Annotated in this window: 16 protein-coding genes; 15 read left to right on the top strand and 1 reads right to left on the bottom strand. The window is 64.8% G+C overall.

What is annotated here, in order from left to right; genetic code table 11:
* Positions 1–18: 18 nt before the first annotated feature.
* The 3 genes from NRS07_RS15490 to NRS07_RS15480 all read left to right on the top strand — a co-directional run bounded on the left by NRS07_RS15490 (position 19) and on the right by NRS07_RS15480 (position 2970).
* Positions 19–732 carry a pseudouridine synthase gene (locus NRS07_RS15490; RefSeq protein WP_259208482.1) on the top strand — a complete coding sequence of 238 codons (714 nt, stop codon included), beginning with the start codon at positions 19–21 and terminating at the stop codon, positions 730–732.
* Positions 733–876: 144 nt separating this feature from the next.
* Positions 877–1929, top strand: a complete 1053-nt coding sequence (locus NRS07_RS15485) for a phospholipase A (protein ID WP_259208480.1) — start codon at positions 877–879, stop codon at positions 1927–1929.
* A 60-nt stretch (positions 1930–1989) separates the two neighbouring features.
* Positions 1990–2970, top strand: coding sequence for a fumarylacetoacetate hydrolase family protein (locus NRS07_RS15480; protein ID WP_259208476.1), 981 nt, complete (start codon positions 1990–1992; stop codon positions 2968–2970).
* Positions 2971–2977: 7 nt separating this feature from the next.
* On the opposite strand, the gene NRS07_RS15475 is transcribed toward NRS07_RS15480, so the two are convergent.
* Entirely contained in the window at positions 2978–4153 is a 1176-nt protein-coding gene (locus NRS07_RS15475; RefSeq protein ID WP_259208474.1) for a hypothetical protein, read from the bottom strand.
* A 250-nt stretch (positions 4154–4403) separates the two neighbouring features.
* Here NRS07_RS15475 and NRS07_RS15470 point away from each other — a divergent pair, with 250 nt between their 5' ends.
* From NRS07_RS15470 to NRS07_RS15415, 12 genes are all read left to right on the top strand, one after another.
* The gene (locus NRS07_RS15470) at positions 4404–5555 is read left to right on the top strand and encodes a glycosyltransferase (RefSeq protein ID WP_259208472.1); all 1152 of its coding nucleotides are present in this window, start codon (positions 4404–4406) and stop codon (positions 5553–5555) included.
* Positions 5556–5649: 94 nt separating this feature from the next.
* On the top strand, positions 5650–6555 hold the full coding sequence (gene rfbD / locus NRS07_RS15465; protein WP_259208471.1) for a dTDP-4-dehydrorhamnose reductase: 906 nt from the start codon (positions 5650–5652) through the stop codon (positions 6553–6555).
* The gene (rfbC, locus tag NRS07_RS15460) at positions 6552–7097 is read left to right on the top strand and encodes a dTDP-4-dehydrorhamnose 3,5-epimerase (RefSeq protein WP_259208469.1); all 546 of its coding nucleotides are present in this window, start codon (positions 6552–6554) and stop codon (positions 7095–7097) included. Before rfbD ends, rfbC begins: the two co-directional genes overlap by 4 nt.
* A gap of 389 nt (positions 7098–7486) precedes the next feature.
* Positions 7487–8722, top strand: a complete 1236-nt coding sequence (gene nhaA, locus NRS07_RS15455) for a Na+/H+ antiporter NhaA (RefSeq protein ID WP_259208468.1) — start codon at positions 7487–7489, stop codon at positions 8720–8722.
* Position 8723: 1 nt separating this feature from the next.
* Positions 8724–10052, top strand: coding sequence for a TrkH family potassium uptake protein (locus tag NRS07_RS15450; protein WP_259208466.1), 1329 nt, complete (start codon positions 8724–8726; stop codon positions 10050–10052).
* Positions 10042–10746 (top strand): TrkA family potassium uptake protein, encoded by a 705-nt coding sequence (locus NRS07_RS15445; RefSeq protein ID WP_259208464.1) that lies wholly within the window; start codon positions 10042–10044, stop codon positions 10744–10746. Before NRS07_RS15450 ends, NRS07_RS15445 begins: the two co-directional genes overlap by 11 nt.
* A 112-nt stretch (positions 10747–10858) precedes the next feature.
* Positions 10859–12049 carry a flagellar biosynthesis protein FlhB gene (flhB, locus tag NRS07_RS15440; RefSeq protein ID WP_259208462.1) on the top strand — a complete coding sequence of 397 codons (1191 nt, stop codon included), beginning with the start codon at positions 10859–10861 and terminating at the stop codon, positions 12047–12049.
* Positions 12049–14175: a flagellar biosynthesis protein FlhA gene (gene flhA, locus NRS07_RS15435; protein WP_259208461.1), complete on the top strand. Its 2127-nt coding sequence runs from the start codon at positions 12049–12051 to the stop codon at positions 14173–14175. The genes flhB and flhA overlap by 1 nt, the downstream gene beginning before the upstream one ends.
* 169 nt (positions 14176–14344) lie before the next feature.
* Positions 14345–15733, top strand: coding sequence for a flagellar biosynthesis protein FlhF (flhF, locus tag NRS07_RS15430; RefSeq protein WP_259208460.1), 1389 nt, complete (start codon positions 14345–14347; stop codon positions 15731–15733).
* The gene (locus NRS07_RS15425) at positions 15726–16553 is read left to right on the top strand and encodes an antiactivator of flagellar biosynthesis FleN protein (RefSeq protein ID WP_259208459.1); all 828 of its coding nucleotides are present in this window, start codon (positions 15726–15728) and stop codon (positions 16551–16553) included. Before flhF ends, NRS07_RS15425 begins: the two co-directional genes overlap by 8 nt.
* Before the next feature lie 68 nt (positions 16554–16621).
* Positions 16622–17350, top strand: a complete 729-nt coding sequence (locus NRS07_RS15420) for an RNA polymerase sigma factor FliA (protein ID WP_259208457.1) — start codon at positions 16622–16624, stop codon at positions 17348–17350.
* Positions 17332–18075 carry a flagellar motor protein gene (locus NRS07_RS15415; RefSeq protein ID WP_259208456.1) on the top strand — a complete coding sequence of 248 codons (744 nt, stop codon included), beginning with the start codon at positions 17332–17334 and terminating at the stop codon, positions 18073–18075. Before NRS07_RS15420 ends, NRS07_RS15415 begins: the two co-directional genes overlap by 19 nt.
* The last annotated feature ends 5 nt before the right edge of the window (positions 18076–18080 follow it).

Below are 18080 nucleotides of genomic sequence, written 5' to 3'. Positions count from 1 at the left end.
CTGGTAAAGTGGCGCCCCATGAGCAAACTTTCCCTGGACCGGCTCCTGCAATCGCAGGGATTCGGCACCCGCAAATACTGTCGTGCCCTGATCGAGGATGGCGACGTACTGGTCAACGGTACGCTGGAAGACAACTACAAGACGTCGTTCGATACCGCCGGCCTGGTGCTGACGGTATTCGGCGAAGAGTGGCGCTATCGCGAACACCTCTACCTGGCCTTGTACAAGCCAGCCAATTTCGAGTGTTCGCGCAAGCCCAGCCACCACCCGGGCGTGCTGACCTTGCTACCAGAGCAATTTACCTGGCGCGAGGTGCAACCGGTGGGCCGGCTCGACCACGACACCACCGGCTTGCTGCTGATGTCCGACGATGGTCCTTTCATCCACGCGCAATCGTCGCCCAAGCGGCATGTACCCAAGGTCTACCAGGCGACGACGGCGCAAGCGGTGACCCAGGAGCTGGTCGATTCCTTGCTGGCAGGCGTGCAGTTGCACGACGAACCGGCGCCGCTCAAGGCCGTTTCTTGCGTACAGCGCGGCGAACACTTGCTCGAGATCGTGCTCGAGCAAGGTAAATATCACCAGGTCAAGCGCATGCTGGCCGCTGCCGGCAACCATTGCGCCGCACTGCACCGCTCACAGATCGGCGCCCTGACGCTCGAATCGCTCGGCCTGGCCGAAGGGGAGTGGTGTTTCCTGGAGCCGGAACAGCTGGCCTTGCTGGTGCCCTGACTAGCGCACTCGATCTTGCTGCACCGCAGTGGTGCGTGCGACACGAAACCGTCGTTTCCGCGAAACTACCCGGGATTATCCGTGATGTCGCCGCTGCCGCGCGGTGACAGCACGGCCGTACCGCTGTTCTCATAGAAAACTTCCATGCAATTGAAATCGATTCCAGCAGCATTGCTGCCGCTCCTGTTCGCCCTCCCGGTCACCGCCCAGCCCCTCACCGCACAGCTGAGCAGCTGCGCCCAGCTTCCCGACACGACCGAGCGCCTCGCCTGCTTCGACCGCCTGGCCGCCGCGCCCGGGCCCGACGCCGGTGTCGTGGCTGCGCCTGTGGTGCCGGTCAGCGCCTTCCCGGACAAAACCCGGCCCGACGCGTCGGCATCGATCGACCCGACAGTCGAGGCCGCCGCTGAGTACACGATGGACAACCATTGGGAACTCACCGACAGGCACCGCCGCGGTACCTTCCTGTTTCGTCCACACAATCCGAACTACCTGATCGCGAACCGTAGCTACCGTCCGAACGAAGCGCCGTACAAGCCGTTCCGCGCCAAGGATTTCACTGGCGACCTCTCGCATGCCGAACTGGAGTTCCAGCTCGGCTTCAAGATGAAAGTGATCGAGACCGCGTTTGAATTGCCGGTGGACCTGTGGTTTGGCTATACCCAGAACAGCTTCTGGCAAGCCACCAACAGCGAACTGTCCAGCCCGTTCCGCGAGACCAATTACCAGCCCGAAGTGATGCTGGTGACGCCGCTGAACTTCAGTGTTCTCGGCACCAACGTGAAATTCCTGAACCTGGGCTTCAGTCACCAGTCGAATGGACAGTCGTCGAGCCTGTCGCGCAGCTGGAACCGCTTTTATGCCCAGGTCGGCCTGGAGCGCGGCCCGCTGAGCATCAGTGCACGCGTCTGGAAACGCGTCAGCGAGTCGCTGGAAGACGACAACAACCCGGACATCCTCGACTACATGGGTCACGCCGAACTGAGCGGTACCTATCGCCTGGAAGGGCACGAGTTCTCTGCCATGTTGCGTCGCAACCTGCACACCGACAAGGGAGCGACCGAGCTCGGCTGGGGTTTCCCGCTGGCCGGACCGCTCAAGGGCTATGTCAACGTATTCTCGGGATATGGCCAAAGCCTGATCGACTACAATTATTTCCAGCGCAGCGTCGGCGCCGGGGTCATTCTCAAGTACTAGCATGACGGCCCCAAGATCAGAAGGGCGGGTTGCCACCGGCGGCCACGTGTCGAGCCCGTCATGAAACTGGCCACACTCAAGGACGGCAGCCGCGACGGTCAACTGGTGGTGGTCGCGCGCGACCTCAAGACTGCCCAGGTTGCCGACGGTATCGCGCCAACCCTGCAGGCCGCGCTCGACGACTGGGGTTTCATCGCGCCCCAGTTGCGCGAGCTGTACCTGCTCCTGAACGAAGAGCGCGCGCGCCGTCCGTTCGACTTCGAGCCGGCGCGCTGCATGGCGCCGCTGCCGCGCGCTTACCAGTGGGCCGACGGCTCGGCCTATGTCAACCATGTGGAACTGGTAAGGCGTGCGCGCAAGGCCGAGATGCCGGCCTCGTTCTGGGAAGACCCGCTGATGTACCAGGGCGGCAGCGACGATTTCCTGGGACCGACTGACGACATTGTTTTGGCGCACGAAGAATGGGGCATCGACTTCGAGTCCGAGCTGGCGGTGGTGACTGGCGACGTGCCGATGGGGGCCACGCCCGACGTCGCCCATGGCCAGATCCGCCTGCTGATGCTGGCCAACGATGTCTCGCTGCGCAACCTGATTCCCGACGAGCTGGCGAAAGGTTTCGGCTTTGTGCAGTCCAAGCCCGCCACCAGCTTCTCGCCAGTGGCGGTGACGCCCGACGAGCTGGGCGAGGCCTGGCGCGGCGCCAAGGTGCACCTGCCGCTGCGCTCGAGCTGGAACGGCCACCTGGTAGGGCAACCCGATGCCGGCACCGACATGGTGTTCAACTTCGCGCAACTGGTGGCCCACCTGGCCAAGAGCCGCAACGTACGGGCCGGCAGCATCATCGGCTCGGGTACCGTCTCGAACAAGGGTGGCAAGAAGGGCTATTCGTGCATCGCCGAGCAGCGCTGCCTGGAGCTGATCGCCGATGGGGTGGCCAGTACCCCTTTCATGCGCTTTGGCGACACGATCCGCATCGAGATGCTCGACGAGAGGGGCAAGTCGGTGTTCGGCGCGATCGAGCAGGCCGTCAAGCCGCTGTAGAAACGGCTCAGTTGCCGGACCAGAAGCTGTCGGCGGCGTTCGAGCCGCGCAGGTCGACTTCAAGCGGCCGGGTGATCCGGCGCAGCGCCTCGGCCCGGATCAATTGGCCGTCGGGCTCATGCAGCCGATACCACAGGAAAGCCACGCCCGACAGGCGCAGGTGCTGGCCGGTGAACAGGTTTTCTTTGACGATAGTCAAGCCTTCGAGCCGCAGGTCGGCATCGAGCACCAGGCTGCCGGCGGTGCGCTCGCTGTAGCCAAGGTGGCGGGCGGTGTTAAAAAGCGGGCTTTTCTCGCTGGCTTCGCCGGCCTGGAGCGAATCGGTGAAGCTGTCGACCAGCTTGAGCTGGGCCAGCGCCGCCTGGACGACGGCGGCGAACTGCTTTTTCTGGTCGCCCTTGGCGGCATCGGCCAGGCCCTGCAGCTCGGCGATGCGGCCGGCGTAGGCGGCGCGGTGCGCGGCCAGCGCCCCGACCCGTCCGAGCAGCTTGTCGTAGCGCTCCCAGTCGAGCTCTCCCAGGTAGCCGGCGCCGAGCCCGCTGATGCTGGCGGGGCAGGATTGGGCGAGCGCACTGGCGAACAGGCTGCGCGCACCTTCGCCATAGCCGATGCCGGCAACGGTCACGTTGCTGCGCAGCAGGGCGGCGAGATCGGCGCTGGCGCGCACGGTGGCCGGTACTACCGTGAAGACCGCCAGCGGTAGTGCAGCCGGGCCGGAGCCGGGTGGCCGGTTGGTGTCGAGGTAGCGCTGGAGCTCCTTGTTCTTGGCCGCCATCTCGCTCGACAGGCGGGCCAGGGCGCTGTCGACCATGCGCGCCGCCACCATGCCCTGGGCGGTGGCCGGATCATACAGCGCGGCCCGGCGCCCTGCGGGCAGGCGGGCGCACAGGTCGGTCGCGAGCTCGCGTGCCAGGTCGAAGGCGCGCACCAGCCCGGCGGCGCCGAACTGGCGAGTGTCGAGGCTGCCGGCCAGGGCCTTGGACTGGCTGGAGGGCAGCCGTGCCAGCAGCTCGGCACGCTCGGCTTCGGCGCTGGCCTGGCGCGCCTGCGCTGCAAGCGCGCGTGCGCGCAGCGCGGCCAGTTCCGGCGCGCTCTGGGCGCAGGCGGGCGCAACGAACGCGGCGAGCAGGGAAAACATCAGGACCAGATGGCCTGCGACACGCGGAGGGAGTAGGGAAACCATGGACCAGCTTTCGTTGGCTGCCGGAACTGCCGGCAAAAATATTTCCACAAATAAATTGTAGAAATTTGTGAAGAAATAGTAGGAGAAGTGTCGGCTAGCTTGCTTGCGAAGGATCAAAACTCCGGAAATCGTTTAATTGTTCTTTCACAATCAAGCACTTGCGAAACGTGCTTGAGAAACAACTTGTAACAGTCTGCTACCTTGATGAATATGAAATGCGATAGAATTGACGGGTTAACAAAGTGGTTCTATGAGTATTTTTAACTTTTCCTATACCAGCCTCGAGCTTGGCTTTGCCGTTACGCTGGCCTGTTCGCTGCTGCTCGTCCTGACGACACGCTGGCATGGGCGCTATTCGCTCGATGCGACCCGTGGCGTGCAAAAATTCCACATCACCCCGACGCCGCGCGTGGGCGGCGCCGCCATCATGCTCGGGCTGTGGCTGGTGCTGGGCACGCTTCCCGAAAGCCAGCAGGGGCTGCTGCTGCCGGTGCTGGTGGCCGCCATGCCCGCTTTCGTGTTCGGCCTGGCCGAAGACCTGACCGGCAAGGTGTCGGTGCGGGCGCGCCTGCTCGCTACCATGGCCAGCGGTGTGTGCTGCTGGGCCCTGACCGGCGTCAGCCTCGAGCACAGCGGCGTCGCCCCGCTCGACGCATTGCTGGCCTGGCTGCCGTTTTCGGTGCTGTTCACCGCCTTCGCGGTTGGCGGCGTGGCCAATGCAGTCAATATCATCGACGGCTTCAATGGCTTGGCCAGCGGCACCGTCCTGATCGGCCTGGCAGCGATCGGACTGATTGCCCAAAACACGGGCGACGCCGATCTGGCGCAGCTGTGCTTTATCGTGTGCGCGGTTACCGCCGGCTTCTTTGTTGTTAATTTCCCTTTCGGCAAATTGTTCCTGGGCGACGGCGGTGCCTATCTGCTCGGCTTCCTGCTGTCCTGGCTGTCGGTGATGCTGGTGTTTCGCAATCCAGGCGTGTCGCCATGGGCGCCCCTGCTGGCCTGCGCCTATCCGATCTTTGAAACCCTGTTTACCATCGGACGCCGCCTGTGGTGCCGCCGCCATCCGGGCCATCCGGACAGCTGGCACCTGCACAGCCTGGTCAAGACCGCGATCGCGGCGCGCTATTTCAGCGCGCTGCCCGCGGCGCTGCGCAATGCCTGCGTTTCGCCATTCTCATGGATCATTGCGGTCGTACCAGCGATGCTGGCGGTACGCTTCCATGACATGCCCGACGCCCTGCTGCAGGGCGTGCTGGCAAGTTTCCTGCTGTACCTGTCGGTGTATGCCTTCGTGGTCTCGGCCTGGTGGGCGCGCCGCGGCCGCGTCAAGCATCCCGAGCCGGTCCCGGATGGGGTGCTCGAACAGCCGAATTCGTCGTTCATCCAGCGTGGCCTGTGAGCGCTGCTGCGGCCACGGCCTGCCGGCTGGAGCGGGCGGATGCCCGGTGTCGTAGGCGTGGGTGGCGAATGAGCATCATCGTGACGGGTGCCGCATGAGAATCCTGTTATTCGGTAAAGATGGCCAGCTTGGCGGCGCGCTGCGCCATTCGCTGGCGCCGCTGGCGTCGCCAGGCGGGTTGCGCGCGCTCGGCCGCGCCGACGCCGACCTGGCCGATGCGGCCGCCCTGCGCGCCTGCGTGCGCGACTGGCGGCCCGAGGTTATCGTCAATGCCGCCGCCTACACGGCGGTGGACCGCGCCGAAACCGAGCAGGCGCTGGCGCACAGCGTCAATGCGCTGGCGCCCGGGGTGCTGGCCGAAGAAGCGCAGGCCTGTGGTGCCTGGCTGGTGCACTATTCGACCGACTATGTATTCGATGGCAGCAAGGGGGGGCCGTATCTGGAAACCGACCCGGCCAATCCGCTCTCGGTCTATGGCCGTACCAAGCTCGAAGGCGAGCAACGCATCCGCGCCAGCGGTGCGCGCCACCTCCTGCTGCGTACCGGCTGGGTATTCGGGCGGCAGGGCGCCAATTTCCCGAAGTCCATTTTGCAGCTGGCAAGGCAACGCCAGGCATTCGATGTCGTCGCCGACCAGGTGGGGGCGCCGACCAGCGCGCAGCTGCTGGCCGACGCCACCGCGCTGGCGCTGCAGCGCATCGCCTCGGCGGGCGATGCGGCACCATCGCTATCGGGCACCTATCACCTGGCGGCCGCCGGCCAGACCAGCTGGCATGCCTATGCCTGCCACGTGCTGGCCCAGGCCCAGGCCCATGGTGCCCAACTGCTGGCCACGCCGGAGCGCATTGCGGCGGTACCCGCAAGCCGCTGGCGCGCCGCGGCGCAGCGGCCCGCCAATTCGCTGCTCGATACGGCCAAGTTCCGGGCCACCTTCGGACTGGCGCTGCCGGACTGGCGCCTTCACGTCAACCTGTTGATAGCAGAACTGGTCAAACCATGATCGCCACCCCCCAGCCCATTGCCGACGTGCTACTGCTCGAGCCAAGTGTGCACGGCGACGAGCGCGGATTTTTCTTCGAGAGCTATAACGCGCGTCGCTTCGAGGCGCTGCTCGGACGCCCGGTCGAATTCGTCCAGGACAGCCATTCGAAGTCGGCCGAAAACGTGTTGCGCGGCTTGCATTATCAAATCCGGCACCCGCAAGGCAAGCTGGTGCGCGTGATCGCCGGCAGCGTGTTCGATGTTGCGGTGGACCTGCGGCGCGGCTCGCCCACCTTCGGCCAATGGGCCGGCAATGTGCTGAGCGCGGAGAACCGGCGCCAGATGTGGATCCCGCCGGGCTTCGCCCATGGTTTCCTGGCGCTGTCCGAAGGGGCCGAGTTCGTCTACAAGTCGACCGACTATTATTGTCCCGAGCACGAGCGCTGCATTGCCTGGGATGACCCGCAGCTGGCGATTGCCTGGCCGCTGGCCGGCGCCCCCGCGCTGTCGGCGCGCGACGGGCAGGGTACGGCGTTCGCACTGGCCGAGGTCTACGCCTGACAGAGGTGAGCGGCTGCGCGGCGACCTTGGCCTGCGGTGTCAGCGCCAATCGCGTAGTCAATTGACAATCAGCAGGGGTATAATGCCGGCAGGGTGATCATGCCGCACAGGCATGACAGGATGCGCGTCGGTCGGGCCGCCACGCGTCTCTTTCCACGGCCGTCACTCATGAATATGCTATGTCTGCACTGCGCCCGGTTTCGGGCTGGTTCCTGCGGCTCTCGCTGCGCCATGGCGTCGCCTTTCTCGATTGATTCCTCTTGAACCGCTGCGCGCCGGATGGCGCGCGACGCTCTACCCGTTCCCGCAGTCGACAGGTGATGCCTGCCACTGGATTTTCTATCAGGACCAGCCCGGCGGCGGCAAGCGCCCGGGCCATTGGAGAACACATGCGTATCGAAAAACGCCTATCAAATACATTCAAGGAATTTAGCGAGTCAGGCAAGGCTGGCGGCATCGTGCTGATCGCCTGCACGCTGCTCTCGCTGTCCATCGCCAACTCGCCGGTAGGGGAGGACTATCTCGGTTTCTGGCTGAGCTATGTTGCCGGCCTCAGCATTGAACACTGGGTCAACGATGCCTTGATGGCGGTGTTTTTCCTGCTCATCGGGCTGGAGCTCAAGCGCGAGCTCTACAACGGCGAATTGTCCGACATGCGCAACGCGATCTTGCCGATCGTGGCCGCGGCAGGCGGTATCGCCGTGCCGGCAGGAATCCACTTTCTGATGAACGGCGGTACCGCGACCCAGGCCGGCATCGGCATCCCGATGGCTACCGACATCGCGTTCGCCCTCGGCGTGCTTGCCCTGCTCGGCAGCCGGGTGCCAGCTTCGCTGAAGATTTTCCTGACCGCGCTGGCCGTGATGGACGATCTGGGCGCGATTGTCGTGATCGCCGTGTTCTACACGGCAGAACTGTCTTTTGTCTACCTGATGGCGGCAGCCGGGGTGTTCGCGGCGCTGCTGGCGATGAACCGGGTGCTGCGGGTCATGCCGCTGTTGCCCTACCTGGTGGGCGGCGCGCTGATGTGGTTCCTGATGCTCAAATCCGGGGTCCATGCCACGATTGCCGGCGTGCTGCTGGCGTTCACGATTCCGTACTCGGTGAAAGAAGACGATCCGACGTCGGCTTCGCACCGGCTGGAACACGCCTTGCACAAGCCGGTTGCGTTCCTGATCTTGCCGATATTTGCACTGGCCAACACGGGCATTGTGATCGGCGCCGGCTGGGCCCAGGAATTGTTGTCTGACAACAGTGCCGGTATCCTGCTGGGCCTGGTACTTGGCAAGCCGGTCGGCATTTTCCTGTTCAGCTACGCAGCGGTCGTGGCCGGCATTTGCCGCCTGCCGCTTGACCTTGCGTGGAAGCACGTCCTGGGTGCTGGCTTGCTCGGCGGTATCGGCTTTACCATGTCGATCTTCATCACCAACCTGGCATACCCGGGCGAAGCGGGGGTGATCAATGCATCGAAGATGGCGATTCTGCTCGCGTCGCTCGTGGCTGGCGTGCTCGGCTTTACCTGGCTGAAACTGTTCGGTGCGCCGCTGGCATCCGATCTGGATACCGACACCATGGACTTCGACGACGAACCACTGCCCAAGAAGCACAAGCTGGACATGCATTGACATGAAGGCGATCCTGCATCCGGCCAGGGCGGTGACACTTGCCTTCCTGTCCGTGATCCTGCTCGGCACCATCGTGTTGATGCTGCCAGCGGCGCATGCCGGCGGCAGCGGCGCGCCCCCGATGGTGGCGTTTTTCACCGCGGTGTCGGCGGTATGCGTCACCGGCATGGTGACGGTCGACACCGGCACCTACTGGAGCACCTTCGGCCAGGCGACCATCATGGTGCTGTTCCAGATGGGCGGCTTCGGCATGATGACGGCCGCCACCTTGCTCGGCCTGATGGTGAATCGCTCGCCACGCTTGCGCACGCGCCTGATGACGCAGACCGAAACGCGCTCGCTCGGGCTGGGCGACGTGCGCAGCGTGGCCAAGGTGGTGCTGGCCATGACCCTGCTGTGCCAGTGCGTGATCGCAGCCTTGCTCTGCCTGCGCCTGCGCTTCGGGCACGGACTCGACTGGCAAGAGGCGGCCTGGTCCGGGTTGTTCCACGCGGTCTCGGCATTCAATAATGCCGGCTTTTCGATCCATGCCGACAGCCTGACGCGCTATGCGGGCGATGCCCTGATCCTGGTCCCGATCCTGCTGGGCTTTCTCGTTGGCGGCATCGGTTTCCCTATCTTGCACGACTTGCGGCTACGGCTGCGCGATCCCCGCCACTGGTCGCTACACACCAAGCTCACGCTCGCCGGTACGCTGGTGCTGCTGGTGGGCGGATTCTTCGGGATCTTGCTGTTCGAATGGGACAATGCCAATACGCTCGGACCGCTGGCCGTCGGCGAAAAACTGCTCAACAGTTTCTTCATGTCGGCCGCGGCCCGTACCTCGGGCTTCAATACCGTGGACATCGCGGCCCTGACCCAAGAAACCTGGGCCTTGCACTACTTCTTGATGTTCATTGGCGGCGGCAGCGCCAGTACCGCCGGCGGCGTCAAGGTCGCCACCGTCGTGGTGCTGTTCCTGCTGGTGGTGGCCGAAGCGAAGGGCCACAGCGATACCGAGGCCTTCGGCCGCCGCGTTGGCGCCTCGGCCCAGCGCCAGGCCATCACGGTGCTGGTGATCGGCAGCGTGCTGGTGGTGCTCGGCACGCTGACGCTGCTGCGCCTGACCGATTTTCCGACCGATCAGGTGATTTTCGAGGTGATCGCGGCGTTCAGCACGGCAGGCTTGTCGACAGGTATTACCGCGCAATTGCCGGTGGCGGCGCAGCTGGTGCTGCTGTTGTTGATGTTTTTTGGCAGGGTAGGGACGATCACGCTGGCGACGTCCCTGGTCATGGGGGCGAGACGCATGCCTTATCGTTATCCGGAGGAGCATCCAATTGTTGGGTAGAATTTTCACAGAGCAGTTTGCGTTCTCGGCAAGCGACAGTGTGGTCGTCATCGGCCTTGGCCGCTTCGGGGGCGCCGTCGCCCAGTCGCTGGTGCGGCTGGGACACGACGTCATGGGCATCGACCACAAGGAAGAGCTGGTGCAGGTCTGGGGCGACCGCCTGACCCATGCGGTACAGGCCGACTCGACCAACGAGAACGTCATGTTGCAGCTCGGCGTGGCCGATTTTTCCCACGCCATCGTCGCGATCGGCTCGGACCTTGCCGCCAGCCTGATGACGCTGATGGTGTTGACCGAACTGGGCATCAAGGATATCTGGGTCAAGGCCATGACGCCCGAGCACGGCCAGATCGCCCAGCGCATCGGCGCCCACCATGTGGTCTATCCCGAGGCCGACATGGGCGCCCGGGTAGCCCACCTGATCACGGGTCGCATGATGGATTTCATCGAGTTCGAAGACGGCTTCGCGATTGCCAAGATCCACGCGCCGGCCGACACGCACGACAAGACGCTGGCCGAAGCGCACGTGCGCTCGCGCTTTGGCGTCACGATCGTGGGCGTCAAGCGCGCCAACGAAGACTTCCAGCATGCGCTGCCCGATACCCGCATCCGCGGTGCCGACCTGCTGATCGTGTCGGGGCCAACCCGCAAGATCGAAGAATTCGCGGCCGGCCCACGCAAGGGACGCTCGTAGCTTGCGCCGACAAGCACGTAAATAGAGGGTGTTTCATCGCCTGTTTCACGTCTAGCCGTACGGCAACACCTGCGATAATCCTGTACTTGGTGGTAATCAACAGGAGCGGTGGATGTCGGAAGACAGCGATGCGGAGAAAACTGAACCGGCTTCACCCAGGAGGCTCGAGAAAGCCCGTGAGGATGGCGACGTTCCCCGCTCGCGCGAACTGGCGACCTTTACCGTCCTGATGACCGCGGGCGCCGGCCTGTACATCACCGGCGGCACCCTGGCCGGCAAGCTCGGCGAAACCCTGCATTCCGGCCTCTCGCTCGACCGCGAGCAGGTATTTAACCCGCAAGTGCTGATCGAACGCATCACGACCGACCTGGTGGGCGTGCTGCTGGCCTGCCTGCCACTGGCCGGCCTGATCATGCTCGTCGCGCTGGCCTCGCCGCTGCTGATCGGCGGCTGGCTGTTCTCGGCCAAGGCCTTCATGCCCAATTTCGGCAAGCTCAACCCGGCCAAGGGAATCGGCAACATGTTTTCCACCAATGCCCTGGTCGAGCTGCTCAAGGCCGTCGCCAAGACCCTGGTGGTGGGCGCCGTGGCCTGGGTGGTGATCATGGGCCAGAAAGATGCGGTGCTGGGCCTGGCGGTCGAGCCGCTCAATGCCGGCAGCGCCCACGTGGGTGAAATGGTGGGCAAGGCCTTCTTGTTCATCACCGGCGCGCTGGGCGTGATCGCGGCCATCGACGGCCCGTGGCAGCTGTGGCACTACGGCGACAAGCTCAAGATGACGCGCCAGGAAATGATCCAGGAATCCAAGGAATCGGACGGCAATCCCGAGATGAAGGGCAGGATTCGCCAGCTCCAGCGCGAAATGGCACGCGGTCGCATGATGCAGAATGTCCCTACCGCGGATGTGATCGTCACCAACCCGACCCACTATGCGGTGGCGCTGAAGTATGCCGACGGCCAGAAGGGCGCGCCGCGCGTGGTGGCCAAGGGTATCGACGAGGTGGCGGCGAAGATCCGCGAACTCGGTCTTGAACACAAGGTGACCCTGCTGGAAGCCCCGGCACTGGCCCGTGCGCTCTACAAGCACACCGACATCGACGAAGAAATCCCGGAAAAACTGTTCTCGGCGGTGGCCGAAGTGCTGGCCTATGTCTACCAGCTGCGCGCCTACAAGACCGGCGACGGCGAGTACCCGGATCGTCCGCGCAAGCTGGCGGTGCCGCCGGAGATGGACCCCAACGACCCGGCCTACCAGGGCCCAGGCGCAGCGTCGCCAGGTAGCAATAACGGAGCACTGCACTAATGAACAGCATCAGACTGCCGGCATGGATGAACGGACTGAGCAAGAGCGGCAACGCGCTGGCCGCGCCTTTGCTGATCATCGTGCTGCTGGCGATGATGATCCTGCCGCTGCCGGCCTTCGCCCTCGATGTGTTCTTCAGCTTTAACATCGCGCTGTCCGTGATCGTGCTGCTAACCGCGCTGTACACGGTCAAGCCGCTCGACTTCATGGCGTTTCCGGCAATCTTGCTGGTCTCGACGATGCTGCGCCTGTCGCTCAACGTCGCATCCACCCGCATCGTGCTGACCGAGGGTCACACCGGCGGCGCGGCGGCCGGCAAGGTAATCGAGGCCTTCGGCCACTTCCTGATCGGCGGCAACTACACGGTCGGTATCGTCGTGTTCATCATCCTGACCATCATTAACTTCTCGGTGGTTACCAAGGGTGCCGGCCGTATCGCCGAAGTCGGTGCGCGCTTCGCGCTCGACGCGATGCCGGGCAAGCAGATGGCGATCGACGCCGACCTCAATGCCGGCCTGATCGGAGAAGAAGATGCCCGCAAGCGGCGCCGGGAAGTGTCGCAAGAAGCCGAGTTCTACGGCGCGATGGACGGTGCCTCGAAATACGTCAAGGGCGATGCCATTGCCGGCATCATGATCACCGTGATCAACATCATCGGCGGCCTGATCATTGGTGTCGTGCAGCACGACATGAGCGTGGCCAAGTCGGCCGAGGTCTATACGCTGCTGGCCATCGGCGATGGCCTGGTGGCCCAGCTGCCGTCGCTGATCATCTCGATCGCGGCCGGTATGGTGGTCTCGCGGGTGGCCAACGACGACGACATCAGCACCCAGCTGACCACCCAGCTGCTGGCCCGTCCGGAAGCGCTCTACATCACCGGCGGCATCATCCTGGCACTGGGCATGATCCCGGGCATGCCGAACCTGGTGTTCCTGTTGCTGGGCGCCATCTTGCTCGGCGGCGGCTACCTGATCGCCAAGCGCCGCAAGGAAGCACCGGCCCTGGAGGCGGCCGCGGCGGCGGAAGCGGCAGCCGCGGCCAATGGCGGCGGCGCCGGTGGCGCCGGCGCGCCGGCCGAGTCCGAAGAAGCAACCTGGCAGGATGTCATGGCGGTCGATACGCTCGGCCTGGAAGTCGGCTACCGCCTGATTCCGCTGGTGGACAAGACCCAGGGCGGCGAGCTGCTCAAGCGCATCAAGGGCATCCGCAAGAAGTTCGCCCAGGAAGTCGGCTTCTTGGCGCCGCCGGTCCACATCCGCGACAACCTGGAGCTAAAGCCCTCGGCCTACCGCATCACGCTCAAGGGGGTAGAAGTAGGCGCCGGCGAGGCCATGAACGGGCAGTTTTTGGCGATCAACCCCGGCATGGCCAGCGGCACGCTGCCGGGCCTGGTGACGGTGGACCCGGCCTTTGGCCTGCCGGCTACCTGGATCGACGCCAGCCTGCGCGACGAGGCGCAGAGCATGGGCTATACCGTGGTCGATGCCGGCACCGTGGTCGCGACCCACCTGAACCATCTGATTACGACCCACGCCTCGGAGCTGCTGGGCCGCATGGAAGTGCAGGCGCTGCTCGACCATCTGGGCAAGGAAACCCCGAAGCTGGTGGAAGACCTGGTGCCCAAGGTGGTGTCGCTGTCGACCCTGCAGAAGGTGCTGCAGAACCTGCTGCAAGAAGGGGTGCACATCCGCGACATGCGCACCATCATCGAGGCGCTGTCGGAATTTTCGACCCAGACCCAGGACCCGAACGAGCTGACCGCCATGGTGCGCGTGGGCCTGGGCCGTGCGATCGTGCAGCAGCTGTTCCCGGGCATGAACGAATTGTCCGTCATGACGCTCGACAACCGCCTCGAGCGCCTGCTGATGCAAGCCATGGGCACTGGCGGCGACGGCGCCGGCATCGAGCCCGGCCTGGCCGACACCATCGCCCAGCAGGCAGCCAGCGCCGCCCAGCAGCAGGAAGAGCTGGGCCTGTCCCCGGTGCTCCTGGTGCCGGCCCCGCTGCGGGTGCTGCTGGCGCGCTTCCTGCGCCGCGCTGTGCCGCAGCTAAAGGTGCTGTCGCATAACGAGATTCCCGAAACCAAGACGATTCGGGTGACCAGCCTGGTGGGTGTGCCAATGTAAGCCGTGGCGGGGCGGCGCGCCACCCCTCTCGTTGTAATTTGAAATAGACCCATTTCCCCTCGTTCCTCCGCTGATGGTTTCCGCACGGCATCGCCAATAATACTGACTATGGACGGGCGCTTTCGCCTGCAGCAGACCTAGAACAGACCAGTGAAGTGCGGAGAATAAGATGAACGTGAAGAAATTTACAGCGGCTAGTTCCCGGGAGGCGTTGCGCAAGGTGCGCGAGGCGCTCGGCCCGGACGCGGTCATCCTGTCCAACCGCCCGGTCGACGGCGTGGTCGAGATCCTGGCGCTGGACAACGATGACGTTGCCTCGTTGTCTGCTCCGAGCGTCGAAGACACGCCGCCGCCGTTCGGCGCCTTCGACAACGATTTCGACCCGGAGCCGGTGTTCTCCCGCGCCGCGGCGGCGTTTGCCCCTGCGTTTGCCGCGCCCGAGCGCCGCGCCGCTGCCGCCGAGGTCGTTCCGCCTACCTACGCCAACCGCCGCGCCCCGGCCCCGGAAGCCACCATCGACATGGCCGCCATGACGTCGATGATGAGCGCCGCGATCTCGCAGGCCAAGGAATCGGCGGCCGCCGAGATGAGCGGCATGATGAGCGAGATCCGCGCCATGCGCGGCATGATGGAATCGCAGCTGGCCGAGCTGTCGTGGAACAGCACCACCCAGCGCGAGCCGCACAAGACAGCGGTGCTGCGCGACATGCTGGCTGCCGGTTTCTCGGCGACGCTGGCGCGCTACCTGGTCGACAAGATGCCGGCCACGAAAGACGCCGCCGAGGCACTGCGCTGGATCAAGACCGTCCTTGCCCGCAACCTGACCACCATCGCCAACGAAGACGACCTGCTCTCGCGTGGCGGCGTGTTCGCCCTGGTCGGCCCGACCGGCGTGGGCAAGACCACCACCACCGCCAAGCTGGCCGCGCGCTGCGTGATGCGCCATGGCGCCGACAAGCTGGCCCTGATCACCACCGATGCCTACCGTATCGGCGGCCACGAGCAGCTGCGCATCTACGGCAAGATCCTGGGCGTGATGGTGCACTCGGTGAAGGACGAAGCCGACCTGCGCATTGCCCTGAAAGAGCTCAAGAACAAGCACACCGTGCTGATCGACACCATCGGCATGTCGCAGCGCGACCAGATGGTGACCGAGCAGGTGGCCATGCTCAGCGGATCGGGCGCCGACGTCAAACGCCTGCTGTGCCTGAACGCGACCTCGACCCACGAGACCCTCAACGAAGTGGTGCGCGCCTACCAGGGCAGCGGCCTGGCCGGCTGCATCATGACCAAGCTCGACGAAGCCGCCTCGATCGGCAACGTGCTCGACGTCGTGATCCGCCAGAAGCTGAACCTGCACTACATCTCGAACGGCCAGCGCGTGCCGGAAGACCTGCACCTGGCCGACCGCGCCATGCTGGTCGATCGCGCCTTCCGCGGCAAGGCCGCTGGCAACACCCTGGCCGACGCCGACCTGCCGCTGGTGCTGGCCGCTGCCGGCGCCAACGCGGGCAACCTGCATAACGACCGCAGCCTGCGCGAGGTGTCCCTTGGCTAGTTTCGATTTCGACCAGGCCGAAGGCCTGCGCCGCATGCTGCAGGGCCCGCGCCCGCGCATCGTCACTTTTCTTTCTGCCACCCCCGAAGACGACAAGGGCGCAATGCTGGTCAACCTGGGCGCCTCGCTGGCCCAGCTGGGCAACGAGGTGCTCATCGTCGATGCCTGCGAACGCGAATATGGCGTTGCGCGCCGCCTCGGCATCCAGCGCGCCGCCACGCTGGCGCACGTGGCGCGCCAGGAGTGCGGCCTGAACCAGGTGCTGCACGCGGTCCCGCAGGGCTTCTCGGTCGCCTCGCTCGGCCTGGCCCAGCGCTCGGAAGGCGATGCCGATGCGCGCCGCCTGGCCAAGACCTTCGACGTGCTGGTCAAGCAGGCCGGCATCGTGATGGTAGACGGCGAGCTCGGGCCGGACGGCGAATTGCCGCTGCCGCTGATGGCGGCCTCGGAGATCGTGGTCCAGGTCGGGACGTCCGCCACCTCGATCACGAATGCCTACGCGCTGATCAAGCATTTGTCGCAACAGCTCGGCCGCCGCCCGTTCGGCATCCTGGTGACCGGTGCGACCGAGGCGGAAGCCAAGGTGGTATACGATAATATGTCAACCGCGGCAACACGCTACCTGGCGGTGACGCTCAATTCGATGGGCGCGCTCCCGGCCGACGAATACCTGCACCGCGCCGCGCGCCTGGGACGGTCGGTGGTCGATGCCTTCCCGCTGGCGGGTGCATCGGTGGCGTTTCGCCAGCTGGCTGGCAAGTTCGCGCTGCACGCGCTGCCGCAGGCGGTCCGGGGAGGCGGTACGCAGTTCGGGGCCTAGTCCGGCTTGTAACCCCTGGCTCACCAGCCCCGTAAAGAAGAATAGACAAAAGAATAGACAGCGAGCGCATGTACACGGTCAAGGGAATAACGGACAAGAACCATCTACTGACGGAGCACATGCCGTTGGTGAAGCGTCTTGCCCACCACATGAAGGCCAAGCTGCCGCCTTCGGTGGAAGTTGATGACCTGATACAGGCCGGGATGATCGGCCTGCTCGACGCGATCAACCGCTACGAGGACAACCACGGCGCCCAGTTCGAGACCTATGCGGTGCTGCGTATTCGCGGCGCCATGCTCGACGAACTGCGCAGCAGCGACTGGATGCCGCGCAGTACGCGCCAGAACATGCGCAAGGTAGAAGCCGCGATGGAAGCGCTGCAGCAGCGCCTCGGGCGCCCGGCCAGCGAATCCGAGATCGCCAAGTCGCTCAAGATGTCGCTCGAGGACTACCAGGACATCCTGGGCGACGGCGGCGGCCACCAGCTGCTGTACTACGAAGACTTCCATGCCGACGAGGGCAGCGACAACTTCCTCGACCGCTATGCGGTGGACGATGCCGATCCGCTGCGGGCGCTGCTCGATACCGACTTCCGCCAGGCCGTCATCGACGCCATCGACCGGCTGCCGCCGCGCGAGAAAATGCTGATGGGCCTGTACTACGAAGAAGAACTCAACCTGAAGGAAATCGGCGCGGTCATGGGCGTGAGCGAATCGCGCGTGTCGCAGCTGCACACCCAGGCGGTGTCGCGGCTGCGTGCCTCACTCAAGGAGCAATTGTGGACTGGGCCAGCGTAGCCGGGCTCGCGCTCGCGCTCGCGGGCATCCTGGTTGGCCACACGCTCGATGGCGGACGCTTTGCGTCGCTGGTCCAGCCGGCCGCCTTCGCCATTGTGGTGGTCGGCACCTTTGGCGCGGTGCTGCTGCAAAGCGAAACCCGCAGCTTCCTGCAAGGCCTGCGCATGCTGCGCTGGGTGTTCTTTCCGCCCAAGTCGGGCCGCGACAAGCTCTCGCGCGAGATCGCCTTGTGGAGCCTGACGGCGCGCCGCGATGGCCTGCTCTCGCTCGAGCAGTACATGGGGACCAAGGACAAGTTCATCCAGAAAGGCTTGCGCCTGGTAGTGGACGGCATCAATCCGGACAAGATCCGCAGCCTGCTCGAGAGCGAGATCAACGCCTACGAATTTTCTCAGCGCCAGGCCGCGCGCATCTGGGAATCAGCGGCCGGCTACGCGCCGACCATCGGCATCCTGGGCGCCGTGCTGGGCCTGATTCATGTAATGGAAAACCTGTCGGATCCGGCGCGCCTGGGCTCGGGCATCGCGGTCGCTTTCGTGTCGACCGTGTACGGCGTGGGATTGGCCAATCTGTTCTTCTACCCGGTCGGAAACAAGCTCAAGGCCATCGTCACGGACAAGGTGACGCAGTACGAAATCCTGGCCGAAGTCTTCCATGACCTGGCCAGCGGCGACCACACCCGCGTAGTCGACGAGCGGGTAGCGTCGCTGCTCGCGCGCCACTAGCGCGC

The sequence above is a fragment of the Massilia sp. H6 genome (assembly GCF_024802625.1).
Classification (GTDB): domain Bacteria; phylum Pseudomonadota; class Gammaproteobacteria; order Burkholderiales; family Burkholderiaceae_D; genus Telluria.
This window is presented reverse-complemented; position numbering and strand designations above follow the sequence as displayed.